This window comes from Burkholderia pseudomultivorans, from assembly GCF_001718415.1.
In the GTDB taxonomy this organism is placed as follows: Bacteria; Pseudomonadota; Gammaproteobacteria; order Burkholderiales; family Burkholderiaceae; genus Burkholderia; species Burkholderia pseudomultivorans_A.
Window position 1 is genome coordinate 4,828,953 of the sequence record NZ_CP013378.1, and the last position, 20,977, is coordinate 4,849,929.

Genomic DNA, 20,977 nt, shown 5'->3' on the forward strand with positions numbered 1-20,977 from the left:
GCCAGGTCGGCGAATGATCGTTGTATACCGTTTTCCCGATAAATTGTCAACAGTTTTCAGTTTCCAAAAACCAATTTCGCTTGCCGAAACCCGCGCGGCCGGCGGAACGAATCCCGGCCGGCCGCGCGACACACGCCGTCCGTCAGGCCGGGCGCTTCGCCGGCCCCGGGTCGCTCTGGCTCGGCCGCCCCGTCTCGACGTGGCCCGCGAAACGGCGCACGACCTTGTCGTCGCTGCCGCGCAGCGTGGTCGCGGTGATCGTCAGGTCGTACCAGCCGTGACTCGACGACAGCGCCCAGTGATCCTCGACGCGCTCGCCCGGCTCGAGCGTGTAGCTGCGCGCCGGCGCATGGCTGTATGCGTTGTCGACGACCACGCGGCATGCCGCGCCGCCGTGGTTGCGCAGCTGCAGATACACGTGGCGGTTGCGCACGTCGTAGCCGATCTTCGCGTCGGGGTTCGCATGGCGGCCGTCCGCCGCGAGCCGCGTATTGCCCTGGAACTCGCACAGATAGCCGTTCGGCCCGTATGCGGCGAGATGATAATCGCCGCCGGCGGCCGACGTGCTCCACGTATCGACGAAGCGATCGTGCGCGGACACCGCATAGCGGCGCGGCGGCGTCGACGGATTGCGGCGGTCGTACACGTAGAACGCCGCGCCCGCGTCGCCGGTGTTCGCGAAGTCGAGCGACACGGCATCGTTGCGGCCGCTCACGCGGCTGTGCACGAACAGCTCGTACGGCAGCGCCCGCGCCGGGCGCGTGCCGGGTTCCTGCGCCGGCATCGTCTGCTGCGCAGGCACCTGGTACGCCTGGCCGGCCGTCGCGATGTGCTGCGGCACCGCGAAGCTGACCGTACGCGTATCGGGCCGCGCGGAGAAGTCGAACGCCGACGTCAGGTCACCGCAGATCGACCGGCGCCATGCGCTGATGTTCGGCTCCTGCACGCCGAAGCGCGCTTCGAGGAAGCGCAGCACCGACGTGTGGTCGAACGTCTCCGAGCAGACCCAGCCGCCCTTGGTCCACGGCGAGATGATGATGAGCGGCACGCGCGGCCCGAGGCCGATCGGCTGGATACCGCCCGGATCGGCGCCCGGCACGAGCGGGCTCATCTCGCCCGGATACTTGTTCAGGTCGAGCAGTTCGTCGCCGAGGTTCGACAGCAGGTTCGCCGACACGATGCCCTGCCCGCCCACGCCGCTCGTCACCGGCGGCACCGGCGGCACGACGTGGTCGAACAGCCCGTCGTTCTCGTCGTAGTTCAGGATGAACACCGTCTTCGCCCACACCTCGGGATTCGACGTCAGCGCTTCCAGCACCATGTTGATGTAAAACGCGCCGTCGGTCGGCGACGCCTGCGGATGCTCGCTGTACTTGTACGGCGCGACGATCCACGACACCTGCGGCAGCCGGTTGGCCTGCACGTCGGCCTTCAGCTCGGCGAGCGTGTGGTCGGACGCGCCCTTGTCGACGAGCGGGCCGCTCGCGCCTTCCTTCACCTGGAAGCGCTTGAAGAACATCAGCGAGTTGTCGGTGTAGTTGTCGGTCGGGTCGCCCGGGATGCCGGTGCCGCCCTGGTACACCTTCCAGCTCACCTTCGCGTTCTCCAGACGCTCGGCGTAGGTCGTCCACGTGTAGCCGTTCACGTCGTCGCGCTCGCCGATGCCGGGGCCGTTCGGCGGATTGCCGTAGACGTTGCGCGAGTCGATCGTGCCGGTCCACAGGTAGATGCGGTTCGGCGCGGTATCCGCGTGCGCGGAGCAGAAGTACGCATCGCAGATCGTGAAGGCATCGGCCAGCGCGTAGTGGTACGTCAGATCCTGGCGCTTCAGGTAGCCCATCGTCAGCACGTCCTGCTTCTGGTTCACCCACTGGTCCCACTGGCCGTTGTTCCAGGCGAGGTGGCCGCTGCTCCAGCCGTGGTTGGTGCCAGGCTGGAACTCGGTGGTCTGCTTCGGATCGAGGTAGAACGGCAGCACGTACGGCGCGGACGGATCGAGGCCGCGCGAATGGTAGTTCTTCGTGAAGGTCGACGCCGGCGGCTGCTGCCAGACCGGCGCGCCGTTCGGCAGCAGGTGCGGACGCGGGTCGTTGAAGCCGCGCACGCCGCGCAGCCCGCCGAAGTAGTGATCGAACGAGCGGTTTTCCTGCATGAAGATCACGACGTGCTCCACGTCGCGGATCGTGCCGGTGCGGTAGGCGGCCGGCATCGCCAGCGCCTTGCGGATCGCGGGCGGAAAGCCGGCATAGGCGGCCATTGCGCCGGCCGACTGGGCGGCGAGGCGCAGGAAATCGCGTCGATTGGTCGAGGACATAGGGGGAAAATCCTGTTGTCGGAGGAATGAAGCGCCGGTCGAGCGGGGCCGGCGGCCGGTTTGCCGTTATTAGTCCGCACCGGCATGTCCCGGCCGTGACCGGTTCCAGCAGGTTTCTTGCGGTCATCCCCAGCTTTTTTTCGAAGCGGCGCACGATGCGCCTTTCATGCGGCCGACACATGCGTGCGTTAGGCTGACGCGCTCGAGAGGGGGAAGAGGACGAGCCGTGTTCGATCAGCTGAAGGCGTTCCACGCGACCGTCCGGCAGGGCAGCATCACGCGTGCGGCGCGCCACCTGGGCGTGAGCCAGCCGACGATTGCCGCGCAGATCCGGCAGGTCGAGCAGGTGTACGGCGTCGAGCTGTTCCATCGCAGCGGTCGCCGGCTCGAAGTGACCGAGACGGGCATCGAGCTGCTGCCGCTGGTCGAGAAGATGATCGCGCTCGAGGCGCAGGCCGACATCATGCTGCGCAATGTCGGCGGGCTGTTCGAGGGTCATCTGCGGATCGGCGCGACGGGGCCGTACTACATCATGGACGCGGTCGGGCGCTTCTCCAGCGCGTATCCGTCGATCGCGCTCACGTGCCGGATCGGCAATTCGGAGGAAATCCTGCAGGCGCTGCACGAATTCCGCATCGATCTCGCGGTGTCATCGCAGCGCAACGACGCGGACGGCCTCGAACGCCAGGTGATTTCCACCGATCCGCTGGTGCTCGTCGTGCATCGCGATCATCCGCTCGCGCGCTTCGACGCGATCGACGCCGCGCAACTCGCCGACGTGCGCCTGCTGATCCGCGAGGAAGGGTCGGTCACGCGCCGCTGCACCGAGGCGATTCTCGCGGCGGCCGGCATCGCGGCCGCGTCGTTCGCCGAGATCGGCAGCCGCGAAGCGATTCGCGAGGCGATCCTGCACGGCGTGGGCGGCAGCCTGTTTCCGCGCGGCGAGGCCGAACGCCATCCCGACCTGCGGATCGTCGCGCTGCGCGACGTCGACACGACGATCGACGAATACGTGTACTACCTGAAGGCGCGCCGCCACAGCCCGGCGATCGATGCGTTTCTCGCGTGCATCCTGCCGGCCGGCGAAGCCGCGCCCGCGCCGATGCCGACGACGCGGCGCGCGACCGCGCGCTGAGCACGCGGATCGGCGCGAGCAGCCGCCCTGCTGTCGCGGCGCGCGGCGGCGATCGTCATCGGTCCGCGCCGGGCATCGTGCGCATGACGACATGCCGGCGCGGCTCGCCTCACTTCGGCAGCGCCGGAATCATCCACGTCAGCACGTGCTGCTGCAGGAACACCAGCACGCCGAGCAGCAGCGTGAGGATCACGCTGTGCCAGAAGGTGCGCGCGAACACGACGCCCTCCTGCCCCTTCAGGTCGGTCGTCGACACGCCCGTCGCGATGTTCTGCGGCGAGATCATCTTGCCCATCACGCCGCCCGACGAATTGGTCGCGGCCATCAGCACCGGATCGAGGCCGAGCTGCCGCGCGGCGACCACCTGCAGGTTGCCGAACAGCGCGTTGCCCGACGTGTCGCTGCCCGACAGGAACACCGCGATCCAGCCGAGCGATGCCGACACGAGCGGGAACAGCGCGCCGGTCGACGCGACGCCGGTGCCGAGCGTATAGCTGATCCCCGAGTAGTTCAGCAGGTACGCGAGCCCGACGATCATCATCACGGTGACGATCGCGATCCAGGTCTGCCGCCAGGTCTTGACCACGCATTCGAGGAACGCGCCGACGCCGGTGCGCGTGAGCGCGGCCGTGATGATCGCCGACACGAGGATCGCGGTGCCCGTGCCGAGCGGCTGGAAGTCCCATATCGCCGCATACGGCTTGTGGTACAGCGACACGAACACCGCGTTGTGCAGGCCCGGCCACTTGATCTTCACGTCGCCGATCGCCGCGACGTTCGCATGCACCCAGACGATCACGACCACCGACACGACGAGCCACGGCAGCCAGCCGCCGAAGCCCGCGCGCGCGCCGCCGCCCGACACGGCGCCCGCGCCGCGCGCGAGCGCGAATTGCGGATCGGGCTGCGGCTTCCACATCTGCAGGAAGCCGATCGTGACGATCAGCGACGTGAGCGACGACAGCACGTCGGTGAGCTGGTAGCCGAGGAAGTTCGACGTGACGAACTGCGCGATCGCGAAGCTGCCGCCGGACACGAGCAGCGCGGGCCACAGGCGCGCGATCGAGCGCAGCCCGCCATACGCGCCGACCACGTAGAACGGCAGCAGCAGCGCGAAGAACGGCAGCTGGCGGCCGACCATCGCGGCGAGCGTCGCGGGCGGCAGCGACGTGACCGCGCCGAGCACGGTGATCGGCACGCCGAGCGCGCCGAACGCGACCGGCGCGGTGTTGAACAGCAGCGTATAGGTGAGCGCTTCGAGCGCGGGGAAGCCGAGCGCGATCAGCAGCGCACTCGTGATCGCGACCGGCGTGCCGAACCCCGAGATCCCTTCGAGCAGGCAGCCGAACGAGAACGCAACGACCAGCAGCACGAGGCGGCGATCGTCGGGCAGGTTGTCGAGCATCCATTGCCGGAACTGGTCGAAGCGGCCCGACTTCACCGCGATGTTGTACAGCAGTAGCGCGTTGAAGACGATCCACATCACCGGCACGACGGCGAGCGCCATGCCCGCGCCGACCGCGTTGAACGCGAGGCCGGCCGGCATGCCCCACGCGCCGATCGCGACTGCGAGGCCGGCGACGAGCCCGGCGAGCGACGCCTGCCACGCGGGGCGGCGCAGCACGCCGAGCGCGACCAGCGCGACCGCGATCGGAATCGCGGCGACCAGGAACGACAGCAGCAGCGAGTTGGCGACCGGTGTCAGCGGCTGCGAGAAAACGATGCCGGGCGGCAGGGCGGCGGTGGGATTCATCGTGTCTCCAATGTCGGCTCAAGTTAGCGCTTTAGCGCTTACTTGAGCCCCATGCAAGGCTGTCGGCTCAAGCTGGCGCTTTAGCGCTTGCTCGAATCTCATGCAATCGGCGTTCGATCTGCAATCCACGGCCGCGAACAGGCACTTGCGCACACAACCACCTCGCGCCGCCTGCCGATCGGTCGCTGCAAAAAGGTTAGGAGGCGCATGACGCTTGCACAAGGGGGACAAGCCCGATGCCCGCCGCGCCGATACGCACCAGGCTGAAACGCAGCTGGCCGCGCGCTGGCGCGCATGACAGGCAGCCGGCCTGCCGCTCGCCCGCACGCACCGGCGCGCAAACGCGCACGCCGCCGCAATGTTGCACACGCGACAAAGGTGCTGACCGGCTATCGGGATGTTTCGTTTGGGCTCCGAAGCCTAGACTGGCTGCATTCGATCCCGGCCGCGCCGACGATGGCGCGGCGCCGGAACGCTACGGAGTGGAGACCATGAACACGATGAAACGAGCGGCATGTGCGACCCTGCTGATGGGCGCGGCATTCGCCGCGCACGCGCAATCCGCACCGCAACCGCTGACGCGTGCGCAGGTTCGTCAGGAGCTCGCGGAACTGCATGCCGTCGGCTACCGGGCAAATCTCGCGAGCAGCCCCGACTTTCCGCAAAACATGCAGGCGATCATGCAGCGCGCCGCGCAGGCGCGCGGCCATGGCGATCCCGGCGGTTATGGCGGCAACGGCCGTGCGGCCGTGGAATCGGGCAAGCCGGCACTCCCGCCCGCGATCGACCGCGATACGTACGCGCACCATTGAGCACGCGTGCGCGAACGCACGACGCCGCCGCGCGCGACGCCGTATGCGCTCGTCAGACGCTGAAGCGGTTCAGCGTATAAGCGCGATAGGCCGCGACGAACGCGTCGAACGATCCGGCCTCCTTCGCTTCCAGTTCGGCCTGCTCGTCGAGCGACTTCCGGGCCAGCGCCTCCGCTGCGTGCATCGCATCCGCCGACGGCGGCTGCGCGCGGAAATACGCGGCATGCGCTTCGCTCTGCACGCGCGCAAAGGCGAGGAACGACTGCCCGTTGTCGCGCATCGCGCGCAGCACGTGCGCGGACGGCGTGCGCTCCGGATCGGCCAGCTTGTCGCGCTGCGCAGCGATCGCGCGTGCATGTTCGTCGCCGCCGCGAATCTCGTCGAGACGCCGGCCGACGATTTCGATGTCCGCCATCAATTCGTCCGCCCACGCCTGCAGCGTGACGGGCTGGCCGTCGCGCATCAGCGTGAGCCCCGGCTTGCGGCCTTCCATCGTCACGCTGCCGAAGTTCGCGTTCGCTTCCCGGTAGGCCGGGCAGTCGAGCGCCGGGCTCGGATCGAGCGCGCAGGCGAGCAGGAACGCATCGATGAAGCGCGCGGTATCGAGCGCGATGCCGGTCGGCTCGAACGGATCGATGTCGAGACAGCGCACCTCGATGTACTGCACGCCGCGCGACGCGAGCGCATGCAGCGGCCGTTCGCCCGAGTACGTGACGCGCTTCGGCCGGATCGTCGAGTAGAACTCGTTCTCGATCTGCAGCACGTTCGTGTTGATCTGGATCCACTCGCCGTCGCGGTGCGTGCCGATCGCCTCGTACGGCGGATACGGCTCGCTCACTGCCTTCGACAACGCGTCGAGATAGTCCGGCAGCGTGTTGTAGTCGACGTGCAGCGCGGCCTGCGCGGTCGTGTTCGAGTAGCCGAGGTCGCTCATCCGCAGGCTCGTCGCGTACGGCAGGTACAGCGTGTCGGCGTCGAACACGTCGAGCTTGTGCGGCTTGCCGCGCAGGAACTTCGTGTCGAGCGCGGGCGACGCGCCGAACAGGTACATCAGCAGCCAGCTGCGGCGCCGGAAGTTGCGGATCAGCGCGAGATAGCGCTCCGACTGGTAGTCGACGAGCGTCGCGGTCGAGCCTTCTTCCGCATGCAGACGCCGCCACACTTCCTCGTGCAGCGAGTAGTTGTAGTGGATGCCGGCGATGCACTGCATCGTGCGGCCGTAGCGATACGCGAGGCCGCGCCGGTACACCGTCTTGAGCCGGCCGATGTTCGACGTGCCGTAGTCGGCGATCGGGATCTCGTCGTCGGCCGGCAGCAGGCCCGGCATCGAGTTGTTCCACAGCATCTCGTCGCCGAGCGACGCGTACACGTACCGATGCAGTTCGTCGAGGCGTTCGAGCGTGACCGCGGCGTCTCCTTCCGCGGGCGTGATCAGTTCGAGCAGCGCTTCCGAATAGTCGGTCGTCAGCGACGGATGCGTGAGGGCCGAACCGAGCGCACGCGGATGCGGCGTGAACGCGATCATCCCGTCGCGCGTCACGCGCAGGCTTTCCTTTTCGATGCCGCGCAGGCCGTCGGGCAGATGCTGCCGCGTCGGGCCCGAGCTCAGCGCATCGAGGCGATTCAGCAGCAGTTCGGACTGGCGGTGAGTCATGGTGTTCGACATGGATGCGCAAGTGCGGGACGGCCGCGTGCGGAACGCCGCGCGCGGCCGGCTGGATTATTGGTCGCTTCGTTGGTAGCGGGCACTTTAACATCTCGCCGAAAGCCGCGCTTGAGGCGGCCCGGGCCGCGTGCGCGCGCCGGAATCGGCGGCCGGGCGCGCCGATGGCGGCTATCGCCGCGAGCCTTGCCGATGCGCAGCGGGCGTTGCCGGTGCGTCGGTCATCGTGGAATCGTCTGACGGAACGGCGGGCGCACACGCACTGCGGCGGGGCCGAACCGGTCGGAAATGAAGAGGCTGGAACGCCGTGGATATCGCGCGCCCGTCACGCGGTAGACGCCCGCCTCACCCGCTCGCGCCACTCGTTCAGCCCGGCCCGCATCGCCCGCTTTTCCTCTTTCAGCCTGCGCCATCCGCCCTCACCCGCCGCGCGCCGCGCCAGCGCGATCGGCCACCTCGTTCCACAGATGAAGCGCCGCATACGCGCGCCACGGCCGCCAGCCTTCGGTGCGCCGCTTCTGGCTCGCGAGCCGGTCGAGCGCCGGGTCGCGCGCGGCGATCGACTGCATCAGCACGAGGTCGGACGCCGGCCACGCGTCCGGGTCGCGCCACGCGCGCATCGCGATGTACTCGACGGTCCACGGGCCGATGCCGGGCAGATCGAGCCACGCGGCGCGCAGTGTCGCGAGATCGGCGTGCGCCGGATCGACCGGCACGTCGCCGGCCGCCACCGCGCGCGCCATCCCGGTCAGCGCCGCCGCGCGCTTGCCAGGCATGCCGATCTTCGCGAGATCGCACGCGGCCAGCGCGTCGGGCGTCGGAAACCGCCACGCGGGAACGCCGTCGCCCGCCGGCTCGCCGGCGTCGGGCACGATGCGTTCGCCGGCCCGCTCGACGAGCCGCCCGACGATCGTCGTCGCGGCCTTCACGCTGACCTGCTGGCCGACGATCGCGCGCACCGCGAGCTCGAAGCCCGACCACGCGCCCGGCACGCGCAGCCCCGGCGCGGCCGCGACCAGCGGCGCGAACCACGGGTCGCGCGCAAGCCCGCCGCCGATTGCGGCCGGGTCGGCGCCGAGATCGAACATCGACGCGACGCGCGCGGCAAACGCCGCGTCGACGTGGCGCGCCGCCGCGCCTTCGACCGTCGCGATCAGGCAGTGCCGGCGCGGATGCCGGGTCACGGTGAGCCGGCCCGCTGCGCCGTGCAGGTCGACGATGCGGCGATACACGCCGTCCGCGACCTGCTCGACGCCCGGAATCGCGCGCCCGCTGAAGAAGCGCAGCACGCGCGCCCAGTCGTACGGCGCCTTGAAGCGCAGTTCCATCTGCGCGGACGGCGGCACAGGGCCGCCGTCCGGAATTGACGTGATCGTGGCTGTTTCGATGCTCAAGCTGCGCTGCCCTCGTCGACGGTGGCCGGTTCGTCATCGTGCGCATGACGCGCCTCGGATGCAAGCAGTGTCGCCTTGCGGCGCACGCCCCAGCGATAGCCGGCGAGCGCGCCGCCCTTCTGCACGACGCGATGGCACGGGATCGCGAGCGCGACCGGGTTCGACGCGCACGCCGACGCGACGGCCCGCACCGCACGCGGCGCGCCCAGCGCCTCGGCGATCTCCGAGTAGCTGCGCGTCTCGCCGTACGGGATATGCGTCAGCGCTTCCCATACGCGCTGCTGGAACGCGGTCGGCGCGATGTCGAGCGGCAGGTCGAACGTGTGTCGCGTGCCGTCGAGATACGCGCCGATCTGCGCGACGAACGGCGCAAGCCGCGCGGACGACTCGACCAGCTCGGCGCGTGCGAACGTCTCCTTCAGCTCGTCGACGAGCGCCGCCGGCTCGTCGCCGAACGCGATCCGGCAGATGCCTTTCCCGGTCGCGGCGACCAGCACGGTGCCGAGCGGCGTCGCAGCGGTCGCATAGTCGATCCGCAGGCCCTCGCCCTGGCGACGGAACGCGGACGGCGCCATCCCGAGCTCGCGCGGCACCGACGCGTACAGGCGCGACGTCGAGTTGAAGCCCGCATCGACGGCCGCCCGCGTGACCGGCTGGCCGCTCTGCAGCGCCTGCCGCAGCGCGGCGCCGCGCTGCGCGGCCTGATACTGGCGCGGCGACACGCCGACCACGCGCTTGAACAGCCGTTGAAGATGGAACGGGCTCACATGCACGGCGTCGCTCAGCTGCTGCAGCGTGAGCCGGTCGGGGTGCGCGTCGAGCACCGCGCAGGCGCGATTGACGATCTCCAGCTCGCGCGGCAGCCCTTCCGGCTGGCAGCGCTTGCACGGCCGGAACCCGGCTGCGCGCGCGGCGGCCGGATCGGCGAAGAACGCCACGTGCTCGCGGCGCGGCAGGCGCGACGCGCAGGTCGGGCGACAGAACACGCCGGTCGTGCGCACCGCATAGAAAAACGCGCCGTCCGCGTGCGGATCGCGGGCGGTCACTGCGCCCCAGCGGGCGTCGTCGGTCGGATAGGCGGCTTTCATCGGAACCTCGCGCTCTCTAGTGTAGACGGTGCCCACTCTAGGCGTCGGCACGGGACGACGCGCCCCGAATCTTGCGCTGTGATTCGAGAAACCGAACCGGGGCCGGATCAATGGGAAAAGTCGGAAGAAAAGCGCCCCAAAGGCACGCGGCAGGCGCCGTCCGTCATCGCTCCGTCATCGTTTTGCTGCACTGCAGGTGCGACAAAACGCCGTCCTGACGTTTTTTTACACTGTCGATATTGCGTCGCACCATGCCCGGATGTATAGTTGGAACTGTCTCCTCCATGTCTCCTCCTGATATGGATTAAGCCCGTTCCGAGTGAGCGGGCTTTTTTTTCGCCCGTCGATCGCCACGCGTTGCGGCGGATGCCTTCGTGCCGTTGGTCTACACTCGACGCATCGTGCCTGCCAAGGAGCGTTCGTCCATGAAACCGACCATCCGCGCGATCGATCACGTCGTGCTGCGCGTGACCGACATGGCTGCGATGACGCGCTTTTACTGCGACGCCGTCGGCTGCCACGTGGAGAAGGAACAGCCCGACCTGGGCCTCGTGCAGTTGCGCGCCGGCGATGCGCTGATCGACCTGCTGACGGTCGGCGGCAAGATCGATCGCGCCGACAGCGGGCCGCCCGGCGCGGGCCGCAATCTCGATCACCTGTGCCTGCGCGTGGAGCCGTTCGACCCCGACGCACTCATCGCGCACTTCGCCGCGCACGGCGCGCAACCCGGCGCGCCCGCGGAACGCTACGGCGCCGGCGGCTACGGGCCGTCGATCTATCTGTTCGACCCGGAAGGCAACATGCTGGAGTTCAAGGGGCCGCCCGCCGTCATCGGGTAAGCGCGGCCGGCCCGCGCGTCGTCACGCGTCGGCGCGCGGCTTCAGGATCGTCCATTCGACCGCGACCGGGTCGTGATCGGCGCTCGAGATCCACGCGGCGCCGTCCTGCACCGTGCACTGCAGCCGCATCGTGCGCTCGGCGAGCCGTCCGAGCGCGGCCGCGACGCCGTCGGCCAGCGACAGCACCTGCACGTTGCGCAGCCGCTCGACCTTGCTGCGCACGCCCTGCCACCAGATATCCGAGGTCTTGCCGCCGTACGCGATCACCGTGACCTGCGCGGCGCGGCCGGCCGCCTTCGAGATGCGCCGTTCGTCCGGCTGCCCGACCTCGATCCACGCATCGATCGCGCCGGTCAGGTCCTTCTGCCACAGGTCCGGCTCGTCGGTGTCCGACAGCCCCTTGCCGAACTCCAGCCGCTCGTGCGCGAGCAGCGCGAACGCGGCGATCCGCACCATCATCCGCTCGTCGGTTTCCGACGGATGGCGCGCGACCGTCAGCGCGTGATCGGCGTAGTAATGCCGATCCATGTCGGCGATTTGCAGTTCGGCTTTGTAGATCGTGGATTTCAGCGCCATGCGGATGCGGCCCGGGCGGGCATTCGGTTCGGTCGGGCCGTGATGATACCGAATGCCGGCCGTCGCGCGCGTGTCATGCGTCCGCCACAGCACAACGGCCCGGCAACAGCCGGGCCGCGTTCGGTGCGCGCCGCCGGCTCGACCGGCCGGTGCGCGTTCGCGCGTCGCGTCGGGCGAGCGCGCGTTACTGCTTGATGAAGCGCGAATCGGTCCAGAGACCCTGCTGGTCGCTGTTGTCGGCGCTGACGAACTGCACGTCGCCCTGCTCGACCGACACCACGCGGAAGCGCTGGCCTTCCGGCACCGACAGGCAGCGGTAGTCGTCGAAGTACTGCTGCTTCGCCTGCGACTTGCCGTCGCGCTCGTGACTCAGTACGGAGTCCAGATTGTCTTTCGACAGACAGCCCCATGCGTTCTTCGTCAACTGGATTTCCTGCGCCGGCTTGACGGCCGAATCGCCGCCCGCCTGGGCAATCGACACCACGGCAAATGCGCCAACGAGGGCAAGAAAGACACCGGTACGCTTCATCATGTTCTGTCTCCAGGCTTGCGGGCACCAGGCTGGGTTTAGCTATGTGTTTAAAGGTGATCGTGAACCCGCGTTTTTCACTTTAGGAGACCGGCAAACGATAGCAAGCACATTTGTTGTGCGCTCGCAATAGCGGCGAATTGTCGCACCCTGCGCACCGTCGTTTTTCGCTGCCTCCCGCATGCTCGCCATCGGTGAACGGTTGCCGCGCCAGCCTGCGGTGACCATGCGGAAAGCGTTGTCCGGCAAGGCTTTCAGCCCATTTACAATGCGTCGGTTGAACGGTTTGGATAATCCATTTCGCTATCCGGACCATTTTGATGCAACGCACATAAAGTCATCCGAAACGATCCGGAATTATTGCGCCGCGACAGTCGGGTTTCATCATTCAAGAAAAATGCCAGGAATAAGCGCATTGGTATTTATCCGTACTTTCACGGATGCGAGATAAAGCGCGTACGGCTCGTGCCCCTGCGCCCGCCCGCCGGCATTTCACCGGACCGTTTTTGGACCGCTTACTGCCGCTCGAAATAGTCGCGCTGAAAAATGCACATCCGATAGGCGTTGTGATACGCGCCATTCCCGAAAAATTCTTCCTTCAATTCGGCCTCGTGCTGGAATCCGCATTTCTCGTAAACGTGAATCGCCGCCGCATTCGACGTATCGACGATCAGGTACAGCTTGCGCATGTTCAGCACCTTGAATGCGTACTCGATCGCGAGGCGCGTCGCCTGCCCCGCATAGCCGCGCCCCTGGCACTGCGGCGCGATGATGATCTGGAACTCGCCGCGGCGGTGGATGTAGTCGAGCTCGATCAGCTCGACGAGGCCGACCAGTTCGCCCTGCGTATCGACGGCGACGAAGCGCCGCTCGCGCTGGTCGTGCACGTGACGGTCGTACAGCTGGGACAGCTCCGAGAAGGTTTCATACGGCTCCTCGAACCAGTAGCGCATGATCTTCGCGTCGTTGTTCAGCTCGTGGACGAAGCGCAGGTCCTGCCGCTCCAGCGGTCGCAGCGCAAGCGTATGGGTCTTGTTCGTGATTTGCATGTTCGCGTCCTTTTTGAGGCCGGCGTGCGCGCGAAACCGGCGCGCGACGGGGCTGCGATCGCGCGCGTTCCGCACTGCAAGAAGTTGGACGCCGGCGAAATTCAGAGCCTAGAATGGGAGCAAGGGTTCCTGCCACCGCAAGGAGGCTATCGTGATCGAGCAAGTCATACTCGGTATTTTTCTCGTGCTGCCGCTCGTGATCGTGGCGGCGCTGTTTTCCGACGAACTCTGGCAGGAACACCGGCGTCAGCATCCGCGCGACGAGCACGCGCCGCATATCGACTGGAAGCATCCGTGGCGCCGCGTGCGGCGCGGACATTGACCGCTTTCGTATTCCGCACACGCTCGGCGCGCTGCCATCGCGGAGCGCCCGGCCGCGCGACCGCACCCCGTTTCGACCCGACTCCCGCTTCACAACGCGAGCCTTCGACGTGAACGACAAACCTTCCCTGCCCGAGCACGACATTCCGCACGAAACGATCGACCTGCAGATCGCCGACGTGCTTGCCGCCGTCCGATATCCGGCCAACAAGGATGCGATCGTCGACGCCGCGCGCGACGCCGGCGCGAGCAACGAAGTGCTGTCGATGCTCGATGGCCTGCCCGAGCAGGACTACGCGGACGTCGATGCCGTCACGCGCTGGGTCGCCGGCAACTTCGGTCCCGGCATCGGCATTTGACCGCGCCGCGATAACGCGTCAGGATCGCATCACACCAGCCCTGCCGCGGCCGGATACATGCCGCCCGACGCCATAGCCGGGTGTGTGCGCACCAGCGTCCGGGGAACGCCATGGAAGGGATCCTGACCCAGTACACGACGCGTCGTCAGCGCTGGTTCGGCGCCCTGACGGCACTCGCCATCGTGCTCACGCTCGGGGTCGCCGCGCCGCATGTGGACGTCGCGCTGCCTGCCGTCGAGCCGTTCATGCCGATGTGCGCGCTCACGGTATTCACGACCGCGAGCCTCACGGCATTCTTCCTCGGCGCGCAGTTCACCGTGACGCGCCAGCCCGTGTTCGGTGCGCTCGGCGGCGCTTATGCGTTCACCGCGCTCGCGGTCGCGCTGCAGCTGCTGACGTTTCCCGGCGTGTTCTCGCCGCAGGGCCTGCTCGGCGCACTGCCGCGCAGCGCGATGTGGATGTGGATCTTCTGGCATGCGGGCTTTCCGTGCTTCGTGATGATCGCGCTGCTCGCGCGCGACCGGCTGGCTCGCGCGCCGATCGACGCGCGGCACACGCGCGGCTGGGCATTCGTGCTGATTGGCGGCCCGGCCGTCGTCGCCGCGCTGCTGTGCGTGCTGACGCTGCGTGTGCCGCTGCCGTCCGCGTTCCGGCCGCCCGCCGAGACGAGCGTGCTGCCGGTCGGCGGCATCGTGCTCGCCGTGTGGCTGCTCAACGCGCTTGCGCTGACGGCCGTGCTGATCGCGGGCCGCTTGCGCACGACGCTCGATCTGTGGCTCGCGATCGCGATGCTCGCGTGCCTCGCCGATACCACGCTCAATGCGATGAGCACGACCCGCTTCACGGTCGGCTGGTATCTCGCGCGCGTGTTCAGCATGTTCACGCCCGGCGTGCTCGTCTGCGTGCTCGCGTGGGAAGTGACGATGCTGTATCAGCGGCTGTCCGACGCGCACGCGACGCTGGTCCATTCGGCTGCGCGCGACGGGCTGACCGGCGCGTTCAACCGCAGCCACTTCAACGATCGTTTCCATACGCTGTTCCTGCAGGCGCGGCGGCAGCGCGAACCGCTGTCGCTGCTGATGGTCGACGTCGATCACTTCAAGGCGTACAACGACGCATACGGCCATGTAAAGGGCGATGCATGCCTGGTCGCGATCGCGCATGCGCTGGCCGGCGTCGTGCGGCGGCCGACGGATCTCGTCGCACGCTACGGCGGCGAGGAGTTTGCGATCGTGCTGCCGAATACCGATGCGCGCGGCGCCAGGATCGTCGCCGAGGAAGCGCGCCAGGCGGTGCTGCGGCTCGATCTCGTGATGCCGGCGCCGGAAGGGCGCGTCAGTGTGAGCGTCGGCTGTGCGACGGTATCGTCCGATGCGCTGTCGACGTCCGACGCGTTGATCGAAGCGGCCGATGCCGCGTTGTACCGCGCAAAGGCCGACGGACGGGACAGGGTCGTGGTCGCCTGAATACGTCTACTGTTTCGGGCAGTTGTTACGGTCATTGTGACCGGAATAATCCGCCGTTACGCATTGCGCGGGCGGGAAACGAATGCTTACAGCCCGTGTTCCGGGCGCTCGCTATGCTGGGTTCATATCGAATCCAGGCAGGTGAGCGCCATGAAGAAGACCCTTTTGCTGATTGCCAGTGTCGCCGCGCTGCTGAGCGGCTGTATCGTCGTGCCGGACGGCGGATATTACGGTGATGGGTACCACCATCATCATCATTGGGATTGATCGGGGGAAGCGAGATCGAGGGGCGTGGTGCCTGGCGCGCGGTGGTTGATCCGGAGCGCCGATCACGCCGCCCGATCGGGCCTGCATGCACCCTTGAAGTCCGTCACTTCCCGATACAGAACCTGCTGAAAATCACCCCCAGCAAATCATCCGAAGTGAACTCCCCGGTAATCGCATTCAGCTGTTCCTGCGCGAGCCGCAGTTCCTCCGCAAACAGATCGAGCGACTGCGCACGCTGCTCCGCATGATCGGCCGCGTGCGCGAGATGCGCCTGCGCCGCGCGCAGCGCGATCAGATGCCGCTCGCGCGCGAGATAGACGCCCTCCGCCCCCGCCTGCCATCCGGCGATCCGCAGCAGCTCCGCGCGCAACAGGTCGATCCCGTCGCCGCGCTTCGCGGACAGATGCACGTCGGTCAGGTCGCCTTCCGCCGCCGGATGCTCGACCGATGCCGGCACGCCCGTCAGATCCGTCTTGTTCAGCACGCGCACGACCGGCACGCCGTCCGGAAACCGCGCGGCGATCGCGACATCGTCCGCCGTCATCCCGGTGCGCGAATCGAGCAGATGCAGCACGACATCCGCGCGCTCGATCTCGCTCCATGTGCGCGCAATCCCGATCCGCTCGACCTCGTCCTCCGTCTCGCGCAGCCCGGCCGTATCGATGATGTGCAGCGGAATGCCCTCGACCTGGATCGTCTGCGCAACCTTGTCGCGCGTCGTGCCCGCGATCGGCGTGACGATCGCCAGTTCCGCGCCGGCCAGCGCATTCAGCAGCGACGACTTGCCGACGTTCGGCTGCCCCGCGAGCACGACCGACAGCCCCTCGCGCAGCAGCGCGCCCTGGCGCGCATCGCCGAGCACGTGCGCGAGCTGTTCGCGAATCCGTGCGAGCTTGCCGCGCGCATCGGCCGCCTCGAGGAAGTCGATTTCCTCTTCCGGGAAATCGAGCGTCGCCTCGACCAGCATCCGCAGGTTGATCACGTCGTCGACGAGCGCGTGGATCTGCCGCGAGAATGCGCCGTCGAGCGAACGGCCCGCCGACCGCGCGGCCGCCTCGGTGCTCGCCTCGATCAGGTCGGCGACCGCCTCGGCCTGCGCGAGGTCGAGCTTGTCGTTCAGGAACGCGCGCCGCGTGAATTCGCCCGGCTCCGCCAGCCGCAGCCCGAAGCCGCGCCCCGCGTCGAGGCAGCGCTGCAGCAGCAGCTGCATCACGATCGGCCCGCCATGCCCCTGCAGCTCGAGCACATGCTCGCCCGTGTACGAATGCGGCGCCGGGAAATACAGCGCGATCCCGCGGTCGAGCGGTGCGCCGTGCGCGTCGAGGAACGGCACGTAGCTCGCATGGCGCGGCGCGAGCGACTGCCCGCACAACGCGTCGATCAGCGGCAGCGCGGCCGCCTCGCCGCCGCGCCCGAACGACACGCGGACGACGCCGATGCCGCCCCGGCCGGCAGCGGTGGCAATGGCGACGATCGGATCGGAATCGGTAGCGAGCATGGCAATCGGAGAATCAGGCAGTCAATGGTGCACCCGCGCAACAGTTCGGGCGGCGGAACGCCGGCATTGTAGCGTGCCGGCCCGCCCGTCACCGGGCCGCTCGCCCTTTTCAGACTATCCCGAATTTATCCCGTCAAGGATAAGCCAAGTACCAGTTCGGCGCGCCGTTCCGGTATAGGCTTCGAACGAGTCCGCCTGCGACGCGGCCGCGCAGCGACTCCTTCCAATACGCCGAACGCCGCGCACCGGTTTGGGATTCGTCCGCATGAGATATGTTTATCTCATATGGTTGTCTGAAACGGGGCGCTGGAATTGCACAATCCCGTCCATGCCGACACCCGAAGAAAAAGCGGCGTTCTCGGAACGCCTTAAATTCGCCTTGCGGCGCAGCCCGGAGAAGGTCACCGGCGCGACGGAACTCGCGACCCGCTTCAATCTCCGCCACCACGGCGCGCAACCGGTTTCGCCGCAAACCGCGCACAAGTGGCTGACGGGCCGCACGATTCCGACGCCGGACAAACTCGAGACGCTCGCGTCGTGGCTGCGCGTCGAACTGCACTGGCTGCACTACGGCCCGTCGCCGAGCGCGGCGGCTCCGGCGACGCCGCAACCGCTGCCGCGCGACGAACGCTATCCGCCCACGCCCGAGACGATCGAGCTCGCGTCGAAGATCGAGGCATTGCCGCCGCACCGGCGCTACCTCGTGCAGGAACTGATCGAGCAGTTCTACGGCGAACCGAAGGGCGAGCCGAAAAAGGGCTGAGCGGGAACAGAGCGGAGCGCCGCGCCGGCCCCGAAAACGACAAAGCCGCACGGGCGAACCCGTGCGGCTTTTTTGCGCGCGTCGCGGGCGGCGAGCCGCCCGCAGCCGTTAAGCGGGTTTCTTCTTGACCCCGCCGAGCTTGCGCGTGATGTAGTACTGCTGCGCGATCGACAGCACGTTGTTCACGACGTAGTACAGCACGAGGCCGGCCGGGAAGAAGAAGAACATCACCGAGAACGCGATCGGCATGAACTTCATCATCTTCGCCTGGACCGGGTCCGGCGGCGTCGGGTTCAGGCTCGTCTGCACGAACATCGACACGGCCATCAGCACCGGCAGGATGAAGAACGGATCGCGCTGCGACAGGTCGTGAATCCACAGAATCCACGGCGCGCCGCGCATTTCGACCGATGCGAGCAGCACCCAGTACAGCGAGATGAACACCGGGATCTGGATCACGACCGGCAGGCAACCGCCGAACGGATTGACCTTCTCGGTCTTGTACAGCTCCATCAGCGCGGCGTTCATCTTCTGCGGATCGCTCTTGAAGCGTTCGCGCAGCGCCTGCATGCGCGGCGTGATTTCCTTCATGCGCGCCATCGACTTGTAGCTCGCGGCCGACAGCGGGAAGAACACCGCCTTGATCAGCACCGTCAGCAGCACGATCGCCCAGCCCCAGTTGCCGACCAGGCCGTGGATCTTCTCGAGCAGCCAGAACAGCGGCTTCGCGATGATCGTCACCCAACCGTAGTCCTTCACGAGCTCCAGGCCCGGCGCGATGCCTTCGAGCATGCGCTCTTCTTCCGGACCGGCGAACAGGCGCGCCTGCACGTCGGCCGACTGGCCCGGCGCGATCGCGGCGACCGGCTGCTTCACGCCGACGCGGTACAGCGACGGATCGATCTTCTCCGCATAGATGTCGCGCTTCACGCCCTGCTGCGGAATCCATGCCGACGCGAAGTAGTGCTGCACCATCGCGACCCAGCCGTTGTCGGCGGAGGTCACGTAGTCGGCCTTGTTCTTGTCGAGGTCGCTGAAGTTGATCTTCTGGAAGTGCTTCGCGTCCGTGTAGACCGCCGGCCCGAGGAAGGTATGCGAGAACATCGGCGTTTCGACCGCCGTGTTGTCGCGCACGAGTTCCATGTAGACCGTCGGCGTGACGGGCGCCGTGCCGACGTTGTCGATCTTGGTGTCGACGCCGATCACGTAGCTGCCGCGCGTGAACGTGTAGGTCTTCACGACCTTCACGCCGCCCTTCACCGGCGATTCGAACGACAGCTTCAGCGTGTTCTGGTCGCCCGTCAGCGACGTCGGGCCGGCGCTCACCTGCGTGTAGACGTCGTTGTGGTTCGGGAAGTCGCCGCCGAGCAGGCCCGAGCGTGCGAGATACGTGTGGCCGGCCGTGTGGTCGAACAGCGTGATGTACAGGTCGGGCTGCTTGCCGTCGCCCTGCTTCTTCAGCGTCAGCTTCGCGAGCGTGCCGCCGCGCGTGTCGATTTCGCCGTCGTACACGTCGGTCGAGAACTTCACGAGCTGCGCCTGCGCGGCCGGGGCCGTCGTCGCGGGCGCCGTGCCGGCTGCGGCGGCGGGCACCTCACCTGCCGTCGTCGTCGCGCCCGTGCCGGACGCGCCGCCGGCGGCCGCGGGGGCCGTCTGCGTGGCGCTCGGGAAGAACATCGACGGGCGTCCATGGGACCGCTGCCAGTTGTCGTACAGCATGACAGCTGACATGAAGAAGATCACCCATAGGACGGTGCGTTTGATATCCATGCGTTGTCTCAGAGTCGATGGGACCGCGCGTCGGCTTCGCCGCGAGCGCGAGTGTCGGAGTTGGGCGGCGGGACGAGGTCGATGCCGCCCGCGGAAAACGGATGGCATCGGCACACGCGCCTGACGGCGAGATACGTGCCGCGCGCGGCGCCATGATACTGGATTGCCTCGCGCGCGTAATCCGAACAGGAAGGATAAAAACGGCAACGGTTGCCGAGCAGCGGACTCACGGCAACCTTGTAGAAGCGCAGCAAGGCGATCAATACCGTTTCCATACCTTGGGCGGCGCCGTACGACGCCGCTTCAAAACCGGCCGGGCATGCGCGAACGCCGCGCCACGGCTCGGATGCGTCACTCGGACGCGGGCTTCGACGCGCGGCGGACGACTTCCCGGGCGGCCTTGTCGAGCAGCTCGCGGATTTCGTCCGCGCACAACGCCGCGAGCGGGGCCGAAGCCGCACTCGGCAGCGCTTTCCTGTCGAAGCGCGTATGCAGGCGCAGCAGCAGGTCGAACCCGGCGAACTCGGCCCGGCGCACGCGAAACGCTTCGCGCGCGAGCCGCTTCACGAGGTTGCGCGTCACTGCACGCGGCGCGTACTTCTTGCCGATGACGAGCCCCAGTCGCGCGGGCTGGCCGGTCGGCTTGCCGTAGATCACGAAGTGCGCGGAGCGCCGCCACGGGCGCAAACGAAAAACGGATGAAAATTCATCCGTTTTCAGAAGTCGCGCAGCTTTCGGGAAGGCGGCTTTCGTCTGCAACGGATTCTCACCCGGTTCGACGGCACCCTCCGCAGGACTGCGGACGGCGGACACAGCGCGCAACCCGCCTTAGATGGCGAGGCGCTTGCGGCCCTTCGCGCGGCGAGCGTTGATGACCTTGCGGCCGCCTGCCGTCTTCATGCGGACACGGAAGCCATGGGTGCGCTTGCGGCGCGTCACGGACGGTTGGTAAGTACGTTTCATGATGCTCTCACTTGTTCGAGAATGTCGAAATTCAGGGGACCGCGTGCCCTTACCGGAGGCCTTCGGGCGAACGCAATCGCCGGAAATACAGGATTGGTTTTCGCGGAACCCGCTATTTAAACCGTTTTTCCGTTGACGGTCAATACTTTACGACTCGTTCGCCTGTGCAGGCCCGCGCCGATCCGGCCCCGCGACCCACAATCGCACCCTGTGGATAAGTCCCGCTGTGGCCGCGTTTGGCGTTAGAATCTCGCCTTATCTCCAAGAATCCCGCACGCCGCTTCGGCTCTCGCCTGCCTCGCCACGAACCGTGACGCAGGCGTCCGACGCACGCTCGCACGCCGCTTCGGGCCTTGTCGCGCAACCGCGACGAGGGCGCCGGCGAGCCGCTGTGCATGCAAAAAACGACAGTCATTTG

20 protein-coding genes are annotated in these 20,977 nt (G+C 67.5%); 7 read left to right on the forward strand and 13 right to left on the reverse strand.

The features are described from left to right. Window positions 1–142: 142 nt before the first annotated feature. Window positions 143–2,314, reverse strand: a complete 2,172-nt coding sequence (locus WS57_RS34645) for a phosphocholine-specific phospholipase C (protein ID WP_059514968.1) — start codon at window positions 2,312–2,314, stop codon at window positions 143–145. A 226-nt stretch (window positions 2,315–2,540) separates the two neighbouring features. Here WS57_RS34645 and WS57_RS34650 point away from each other — a divergent pair, with 226 nt between their 5' ends. Then, the gene (locus WS57_RS34650; protein ID WP_009692113.1) at window positions 2,541–3,449 is read left to right on the forward strand and encodes a LysR family transcriptional regulator; all 909 of its coding nucleotides are present in this window, start codon (window positions 2,541–2,543) and stop codon (window positions 3,447–3,449) included. 109 nt (window positions 3,450–3,558) lie between these two features. Here the strand turns inward: WS57_RS34650 and WS57_RS34655 are convergent, their stop codons facing one another. Beyond that, window positions 3,559–5,202 carry an L-lactate permease gene (locus tag WS57_RS34655; protein WP_040128578.1) on the reverse strand — a complete coding sequence of 548 codons (1,644 nt, stop codon included), beginning with the start codon at window positions 5,200–5,202 and terminating at the stop codon, window positions 3,559–3,561. Between the two features lie 491 nt (window positions 5,203–5,693). Between WS57_RS34655 and WS57_RS34660 the strand changes: the two genes are divergently transcribed. Then, a complete protein-coding gene (locus tag WS57_RS34660) occupies window positions 5,694–6,014 on the forward strand; it encodes a DUF4148 domain-containing protein (RefSeq protein ID WP_069245411.1) in 321 nt (106 codons plus the stop codon). 52 nt (window positions 6,015–6,066) lie between these two features. Here WS57_RS34660 and gshA read toward each other — a convergent pair whose 3' ends face one another. The 3 genes from gshA to ada form a co-directional block, all read right to left on the reverse strand. Next, entirely contained in the window at window positions 6,067–7,680 is a 1,614-nt protein-coding gene (gshA, locus tag WS57_RS34665) for a glutamate--cysteine ligase (RefSeq protein ID WP_009694156.1), read from the reverse strand. Between the two features lie 416 nt (window positions 7,681–8,096). After that, window positions 8,097–9,071 (reverse strand): DNA-3-methyladenine glycosylase family protein, encoded by a 975-nt coding sequence (locus tag WS57_RS34670; protein WP_059514966.1) that lies wholly within the window; start codon window positions 9,069–9,071, stop codon window positions 8,097–8,099. Beyond that, window positions 9,068–10,159: a bifunctional DNA-binding transcriptional regulator/O6-methylguanine-DNA methyltransferase Ada gene (gene ada / locus WS57_RS34675; protein WP_069245412.1), complete on the reverse strand. Its 1,092-nt coding sequence runs from the start codon at window positions 10,157–10,159 to the stop codon at window positions 9,068–9,070. Before ada ends, WS57_RS34670 begins: the two co-directional genes overlap by 4 nt. A 425-nt stretch (window positions 10,160–10,584) precedes the next feature. Here ada and WS57_RS34680 point away from each other — a divergent pair, with 425 nt between their 5' ends. After that, window positions 10,585–10,998: a VOC family protein gene (locus WS57_RS34680; protein WP_069245413.1), complete on the forward strand. Its 414-nt coding sequence runs from the start codon at window positions 10,585–10,587 to the stop codon at window positions 10,996–10,998. Window positions 10,999–11,019: 21 nt separating this feature from the next. On the opposite strand, the gene WS57_RS34685 is transcribed toward WS57_RS34680, so the two are convergent. The 3 genes from WS57_RS34685 to speG all read right to left on the reverse strand — a co-directional run bounded on the left by WS57_RS34685 (window position 11,020) and on the right by speG (window position 13,152). After that, on the reverse strand, window positions 11,020–11,574 hold the full coding sequence (locus tag WS57_RS34685) for a YaeQ family protein (RefSeq protein ID WP_009694604.1): 555 nt from the start codon (window positions 11,572–11,574) through the stop codon (window positions 11,020–11,022). Between the two features lie 184 nt (window positions 11,575–11,758). Continuing rightward, window positions 11,759–12,106, reverse strand: a complete 348-nt coding sequence (gene sap1, locus WS57_RS34690) for a surface attachment protein Sap1 (protein WP_009694603.1) — start codon at window positions 12,104–12,106, stop codon at window positions 11,759–11,761. 512 nt (window positions 12,107–12,618) lie between these two features. Next, window positions 12,619–13,152: a spermidine N1-acetyltransferase gene (speG, locus tag WS57_RS34695; protein WP_009694602.1), complete on the reverse strand. Its 534-nt coding sequence runs from the start codon at window positions 13,150–13,152 to the stop codon at window positions 12,619–12,621. A 151-nt stretch (window positions 13,153–13,303) separates the two neighbouring features. Here speG and WS57_RS37785 point away from each other — a divergent pair, with 151 nt between their 5' ends. The 3 genes from WS57_RS37785 (at window position 13,304) to WS57_RS34705 (ending at window position 15,298) form a co-directional block, all read left to right on the forward strand. Further along, a complete protein-coding gene (locus WS57_RS37785) occupies window positions 13,304–13,474 on the forward strand; it encodes a hypothetical protein (protein ID WP_009694601.1) in 171 nt (56 codons plus the stop codon). Window positions 13,475–13,583: 109 nt separating this feature from the next. Then, window positions 13,584–13,832, forward strand: a complete 249-nt coding sequence (locus WS57_RS34700) for a DUF2795 domain-containing protein (protein ID WP_009694600.1) — start codon at window positions 13,584–13,586, stop codon at window positions 13,830–13,832. Window positions 13,833–13,942: 110 nt separating this feature from the next. Beyond that, on the forward strand, window positions 13,943–15,298 hold the full coding sequence (locus WS57_RS34705; RefSeq protein ID WP_069245414.1) for a GGDEF domain-containing protein: 1,356 nt from the start codon (window positions 13,943–13,945) through the stop codon (window positions 15,296–15,298). A gap of 370 nt (window positions 15,299–15,668) precedes the next feature. On the opposite strand, the gene mnmE is transcribed toward WS57_RS34705, so the two are convergent. Then, window positions 15,669–17,063 carry a tRNA uridine-5-carboxymethylaminomethyl(34) synthesis GTPase MnmE gene (gene mnmE, locus WS57_RS34710; protein WP_060254652.1) on the reverse strand — a complete coding sequence of 465 codons (1,395 nt, stop codon included), beginning with the start codon at window positions 17,061–17,063 and terminating at the stop codon, window positions 15,669–15,671. A gap of 328 nt (window positions 17,064–17,391) precedes the next feature. Between mnmE and WS57_RS34715 the strand changes: the two genes are divergently transcribed. Then, window positions 17,392–17,826 carry a transcriptional regulator gene (locus WS57_RS34715; RefSeq protein ID WP_009694596.1) on the forward strand — a complete coding sequence of 145 codons (435 nt, stop codon included), beginning with the start codon at window positions 17,392–17,394 and terminating at the stop codon, window positions 17,824–17,826. 108 nt (window positions 17,827–17,934) lie between these two features. Here WS57_RS34715 and yidC read toward each other — a convergent pair whose 3' ends face one another. The 4 genes from yidC to rpmH all read right to left on the reverse strand — a co-directional run bounded on the left by yidC (window position 17,935) and on the right by rpmH (window position 20,559). Then, complete coding sequence (yidC, locus tag WS57_RS34720; protein ID WP_069245415.1) at window positions 17,935–19,596, reverse strand: membrane protein insertase YidC; 1,662 nt, start codon at window positions 19,594–19,596, stop codon at window positions 17,935–17,937. An 8-nt stretch (window positions 19,597–19,604) separates the two neighbouring features. Next, window positions 19,605–19,871, reverse strand: coding sequence for a membrane protein insertion efficiency factor YidD (yidD, locus tag WS57_RS34725; RefSeq protein WP_009694594.1), 267 nt, complete (start codon window positions 19,869–19,871; stop codon window positions 19,605–19,607). A 76-nt stretch (window positions 19,872–19,947) separates the two neighbouring features. Continuing rightward, a complete protein-coding gene (gene rnpA / locus WS57_RS34730; RefSeq protein ID WP_040128589.1) occupies window positions 19,948–20,409 on the reverse strand; it encodes a ribonuclease P protein component in 462 nt (153 codons plus the stop codon). Between the two features lie 15 nt (window positions 20,410–20,424). Then, complete coding sequence (rpmH, locus tag WS57_RS34735; protein ID WP_004198824.1) at window positions 20,425–20,559, reverse strand: 50S ribosomal protein L34; 135 nt, start codon at window positions 20,557–20,559, stop codon at window positions 20,425–20,427. Between the last annotated feature and the right edge of the window lie 418 nt (window positions 20,560–20,977).

Excerpts from the sequence above, each read along its gene's own strand:
- speG (WP_009694602.1), bottom strand. The coding sequence starts at position 13,152 with ATGCAAATCACGAACAAGACCCATACGCTTGCGCTGCGACCGCTGGAG.
- WS57_RS34705 (WP_069245414.1), top strand. The coding sequence starts at position 13,943 with ATGGAAGGGATCCTGACCCAGTACACGACGCGTCGTCAGCGCTGGTTC.
- yidD (WP_009694594.1), bottom strand. The coding sequence starts at position 19,871 with ATGGAAACGGTATTGATCGCCTTGCTGCGCTTCTACAAGGTTGCCGTG.
- WS57_RS34715 (WP_009694596.1), top strand. The coding sequence starts at position 17,392 with ATGCCGACACCCGAAGAAAAAGCGGCGTTCTCGGAACGCCTTAAATTC.
- yidC (WP_069245415.1), bottom strand. The coding sequence starts at position 19,596 with ATGGATATCAAACGCACCGTCCTATGGGTGATCTTCTTCATGTCAGCT.
- mnmE (WP_060254652.1), bottom strand. The coding sequence starts at position 17,063 with ATGCTCGCTACCGATTCCGATCCGATCGTCGCCATTGCCACCGCTGCC.
- rpmH (WP_004198824.1), bottom strand. The coding sequence starts at position 20,559 with ATGAAACGTACTTACCAACCGTCCGTGACGCGCCGCAAGCGCACCCAT.
- sap1 (WP_009694603.1), bottom strand. The coding sequence starts at position 12,106 with ATGATGAAGCGTACCGGTGTCTTTCTTGCCCTCGTTGGCGCATTTGCC.
- gshA (WP_009694156.1), bottom strand. The coding sequence starts at position 7,680 with ATGTCGAACACCATGACTCACCGCCAGTCCGAACTGCTGCTGAATCGC.
- WS57_RS34655 (WP_040128578.1), bottom strand. The coding sequence starts at position 5,202 with ATGAATCCCACCGCCGCCCTGCCGCCCGGCATCGTTTTCTCGCAGCCG.
- WS57_RS34645 (WP_059514968.1), bottom strand. The coding sequence starts at position 2,314 with ATGTCCTCGACCAATCGACGCGATTTCCTGCGCCTCGCCGCCCAGTCG.
- WS57_RS34685 (WP_009694604.1), bottom strand. The coding sequence starts at position 11,574 with ATGGCGCTGAAATCCACGATCTACAAAGCCGAACTGCAAATCGCCGAC.
- WS57_RS34660 (WP_069245411.1), top strand. The coding sequence starts at position 5,694 with ATGAACACGATGAAACGAGCGGCATGTGCGACCCTGCTGATGGGCGCG.
- ada (WP_069245412.1), bottom strand. The coding sequence starts at position 10,159 with ATGAAAGCCGCCTATCCGACCGACGACGCCCGCTGGGGCGCAGTGACC.
- WS57_RS34680 (WP_069245413.1), top strand. The coding sequence starts at position 10,585 with ATGAAACCGACCATCCGCGCGATCGATCACGTCGTGCTGCGCGTGACC.